The organism is Streptomyces phytophilus (genome assembly GCF_013870535.1).
GTDB lineage: Bacteria > Actinomycetota > Actinomycetes > Streptomycetales > Streptomycetaceae > Streptomyces > Streptomyces phytophilus.
Genome location: NZ_JACBXC010000587.1, coordinates 1 through 3699, shown reverse-complemented (window position 1 = coordinate 3699; position 3699 = coordinate 1). Strand labels below are relative to the sequence as shown.

Sequence of the window (3699 nt, the reverse complement as noted above, 5' to 3'; positions counted from 1 at the left end):
GCAGCACCGGCGGCCACGAGGCGACTTCCTTTGCCGGGGCACCGCAGGCGCTCTCCGGTACCGGGCACCGCAGTGCCCCCACCCGCCGCACAGCGGGGCCGGCTCAGCCGTTCCACGATTGCCGCGTTCGCCGGACCGCCCGCTCTCACGCCCCTCGGGGCTGGCCGGCCGGGCGGCCATACTGGGCCCGTGGAATACGTCGGCCGCGTGCCCGCACCGCCTCTCGACCGGTTCATCGACGACATCTACTGCCTCACCGGGGTGCCGCGGCACCAGCTGATGAAGGTCCCGCCGATGCCGTCGGCACACCTGTTCCTGCACCACGGCGGGCCCGTCCGGCTGTGGGACTCGGACGGTTCGGTGCCGTCGGCGCTGTTGACGGACGGGTGGTTCATGGGCGTATGGACCAGGCACTTCCTCTTCGAGTACCCCCCGCGTGTGCGGCTCGTCGGGGTGCACTTCAAGCCCTGGGGCATGTCGCCGTTCGTCGGCGTGCCGGCGGCCGAACTGCGCAACCGGTGGGCACCGCTCGACGCCGTCTGGCAACGCTCCGCGGAGCGGTTCCGAAACCGGGTCGGCGACGGCGCGTCGGCTGCCGAGACGCTGCGGGTGGTGGAGGAGGAGCTGCGTTCGCATCTCGCCGAGGCCCCTGCGCGCGGTCTCGACCTGGTCCGGCACACGGGCGGGTGTCTGGAGACCTCGCACGGCACGGTCGCGGTCCGTGCGCTGGCCGATGCCGCCGGGGTGAGCGGCAATCACCTGGCCGGCCTGTTCAAGGCTCACGTGGGCGTCACCCCGAAGCGGATGGCACGGATCTACCGCTTTGCGCGGCTGATCGTGTCGGTGGACGCCCTGCGCCCCGTCGACTGGTCAGGTCTCGCCCAGACGGCTGGCTACTTCGACCACGCGCACTTCAGCAGGGAGTTCAAGGACTTCACCGGCCACACTCCCACGGAGTACCTGGCTCTGCGGCGTCGGTTCCCCACCAGCGGGCGGGCTCCGCATGAGCTCGGCCCGATGCCCGCCGATTGATTTTTTACATGCCCGGGTCCCCGCCATGCGAGAGGATCGCGAAATCTTGCCGGGAGACTTCGAGGAGAACCCGTGGGCACGGTGGTCATGCACAGCGTGGTGTCGGTGGACGGCTTCATCTGCGACGAGAAGGGCGAGGTCGGGCCCCTTCACGACTGGTACTTCAACGGGGACGTCCCGATCGTCGCAGGCCAGGAGGGGCAGTCCGACCATTCCGGCACCGCGAGCGGCGTCAAGGTCTCGCACGCGTCGGCGGACTACGTCCGGTCGACGTGGCAGTCGATCGGCACGACGGTGATGGGCCGCACCCTCTTCGACCAGGTGAACGGGTGGGAGGGCAAGCCACCCGCGGGCGATCACGTGGTCGTGGTCTCCCACCGGCCCAAGCCGCGGGGGTGGCATCCCGAGGCGTCCTGCCACTTCGTCGACGGCGTGCCGGCCGCGATCGACAAGGCCCAGATGCTCGCCGGCGAGCGGGTTGTCGCTGTGAACGCCGGCGAAGCCGGCGCCCAGGCGCTCGCGGCCGGTCTGGTGGACGAGGTGGCGATGGACGTGGTCCCGGTCGTGTTCGGATCGGGAAGACGCTACTTCGGCGGCATCCACGGGCAGCAACTGCTGGAGGATCCGCACGTGGTCATCCAGGGCGAAGGAGTGCTGCACCTGAGGTTCAAGGTACGCCGCTAAGGTCTGCCCGGCGGATCGTGCGGCCTCGGAGCCGAGCGCGCTGTCAGCGGCCCCGGGAACTCAGAAGCCCCGGCCGCCTGGCGACGCACAGCGCAGACGCCACGCCGCCCGCCCTTCAGAGGGACGACGGGAGACTGACGGCAGGCCCTAGCGGATCCGTTCCACGATCGTCGCGTTCGCCAGGCCGCCCGCCTCGCACATCACCTGCAGCCCGTAGCGGCCGTCCACCGCGTCCAGTGCCCCCAGCAGCGTGCCCAGCAGCCGCGTCCCCGACGCGCCCAGCGCGTGGCCCAGGGCGATCGCGCCGCCGTGGACGTTGACCCGGTCCGGGTCGGCGCCCACGTCGCGCTGCCACGCCAGCGGCACCGGCGCGAACGCCTCGTTCACCTCGAAGGCGTCGATGTCGTCGACCGTCAGCCCCGCCTTCGCCAGCACCTTCCGGGTCGCCGGTACGACGCCCATCAGCATCAGCACCGGGTCGTCGCCGGTCACGGCGAAGGAGTGGAACCGCGCCCGCGGCGCCAGGTCCAGCTCCGCCGCCCGCTCCTCGCTCATGATCAGCACCGCGGAGGCGCCGTCCGTGAGCGGCGAGGAGTTGCCGGGTGTGAGGTGCCAGCCGATCTCGGGGAAGCGCTCGGCGACGGCCGGGTCGTAGAAGGACGGCTTGAGCGCGGCGAGCCCGTCCAGGGACGTCGACGGCCGTACGGTCTCGTCCCTGCGGTGCTCCCCCACCGGCACGACGTCCGCGTCGAAGGCGCCCTGCTCCCAGGCCCGTACCGCGAGGCGGTGCGAGCGCTCCGAGAAGGCGTCCAGATCCGTGCGCCCCAGCCCCCACCGCGCCGTGATCAGCTCCGCGGAGTGGCCCTGGGCGATCAGCCCGCCGGGGTAGCGGGCGGCGAGCCGGTCGCCGAACGAGTCCCGGCCCGCGGCGGCCGTGCCCATCGGCACCCGGCTCATCGACTCGACCCCGGCGGCCACGGCGATGTCGTACGCCCCGGCCATCACCCCCTGCGCCGCGAAGTGCGCGGCCTGCTGCGAGGAGCCGCACTGCCGGTCGACGGTGGTGCCGGGTACGGACTCGGGGAAGCCGGCGGCGAGGACGGCGTTGCGGGCGACGTTGAACGACTGGTCGGCGGCCTGGGTGACGCAGCCGGCGATCACGTCGTCGAGCCGCGCGGGGTCGAGGCCGTTGCGGTCGACGAGTGCGCGCAGCACCTCGGCCAGCAGGTCGACGGAGTGGACGCCGGACAGGGCGCCGCCGGGCTTGCCCTTGCCGGAGCCCGTGCGGACGGCGTCGACGACGACTGCGGTGGTGGTCATGGGCGGTACGCCCCTCTCTCGCTGAAGTGCGTCGCGGTTCCCGGTCCGGCCGGCTACCGCAGAGTTACATACCGGGAGTACGTATGTACAGGGTAACCCGCCTACAATGCGCGCATGAAGACGCGCAGAACGCAGCAGGAGCGCACGGCGACGACGACGAAGGACCTGGTCGGCGCCGCCCGCGTGCACTTCGCCCGGGACGGCTACGCCGCCGCTTCCCTCGACGCGATCTGCGACCGGGCGGGCATCACGAAGGGCGCGCTCTACCACCACTTCCGCAACAAGCAGACCCTCTTCCACGCCGTCTACGAGGCCGAGCAGCACCGGCTGCGCGACGCCATCGCCGCCGCCTTCCGCGCCTGCCCCGACCCGTGGGACGGCCTGCGCGCGGGCCAGCGCGCGTTCCTCACCGGCTCCATCGAGCCCGGCGCCCAGCGGATCACGCTGCTCGACGCCCCGGGGGCGCTGGGCTGGGCGGTGATGCGGGAGGTGCAGGCGGACTGCCGGGCGATGACGCGGCGCGGTCTGGAGCAGGCGGTCCGCGCCGACGGCGAAAGCGCCGTGCCGGCGGTGGAGTTGGACGCGATGGCGTCGGTGGTCTTCGGGGCGCTGTGCGAGTGCGCGATGGCGGTGGCGCACGCGCAGGACCCGGACGCGGTGCTG

Annotated in this window: 4 protein-coding genes; 3 read left to right on the top strand and 1 reads right to left on the bottom strand. The window is 72.4% G+C overall.

Features of this window, described 5'->3' with window-relative positions:
- The first annotated feature begins 189 nt into the window (after positions 1-189).
- Together H5J30_RS21775 and H5J30_RS21770 are read left to right on the top strand one after the other, a co-directional pair.
- Complete coding sequence (locus tag H5J30_RS21775) at positions 190-1032, top strand: helix-turn-helix domain-containing protein (protein WP_181789072.1); 843 nt, start codon at positions 190-192, stop codon at positions 1030-1032.
- Between the two features lie 72 nt (positions 1033-1104).
- Positions 1105-1716 carry a dihydrofolate reductase family protein gene (locus H5J30_RS21770; RefSeq protein ID WP_181789071.1) on the top strand — a complete coding sequence of 204 codons (612 nt, stop codon included), beginning with the start codon at positions 1105-1107 and terminating at the stop codon, positions 1714-1716.
- Between the two features lie 147 nt (positions 1717-1863).
- Here H5J30_RS21770 and H5J30_RS21765 read toward each other — a convergent pair whose 3' ends face one another.
- The gene (locus tag H5J30_RS21765) at positions 1864-3036 is read right to left on the bottom strand and encodes a thiolase family protein (RefSeq protein WP_181789070.1); all 1173 of its coding nucleotides are present in this window, start codon (positions 3034-3036) and stop codon (positions 1864-1866) included.
- Between the two features lie 114 nt (positions 3037-3150).
- Here H5J30_RS21765 and H5J30_RS21760 point away from each other — a divergent pair.
- On the top strand, positions 3151-3699 hold a 549-nt coding region (locus H5J30_RS21760), incomplete at its 3' end, for a TetR/AcrR family transcriptional regulator (protein WP_181789069.1).

Bases quoted from the DNA above. Each gene is read 5' to 3' on its own strand.
- H5J30_RS21765 (WP_181789070.1), bottom strand. From the start codon at position 3,036: ATGACCACCACCGCAGTCGTCGTCGACGCCGTCCGCACGGGCTCCGGC.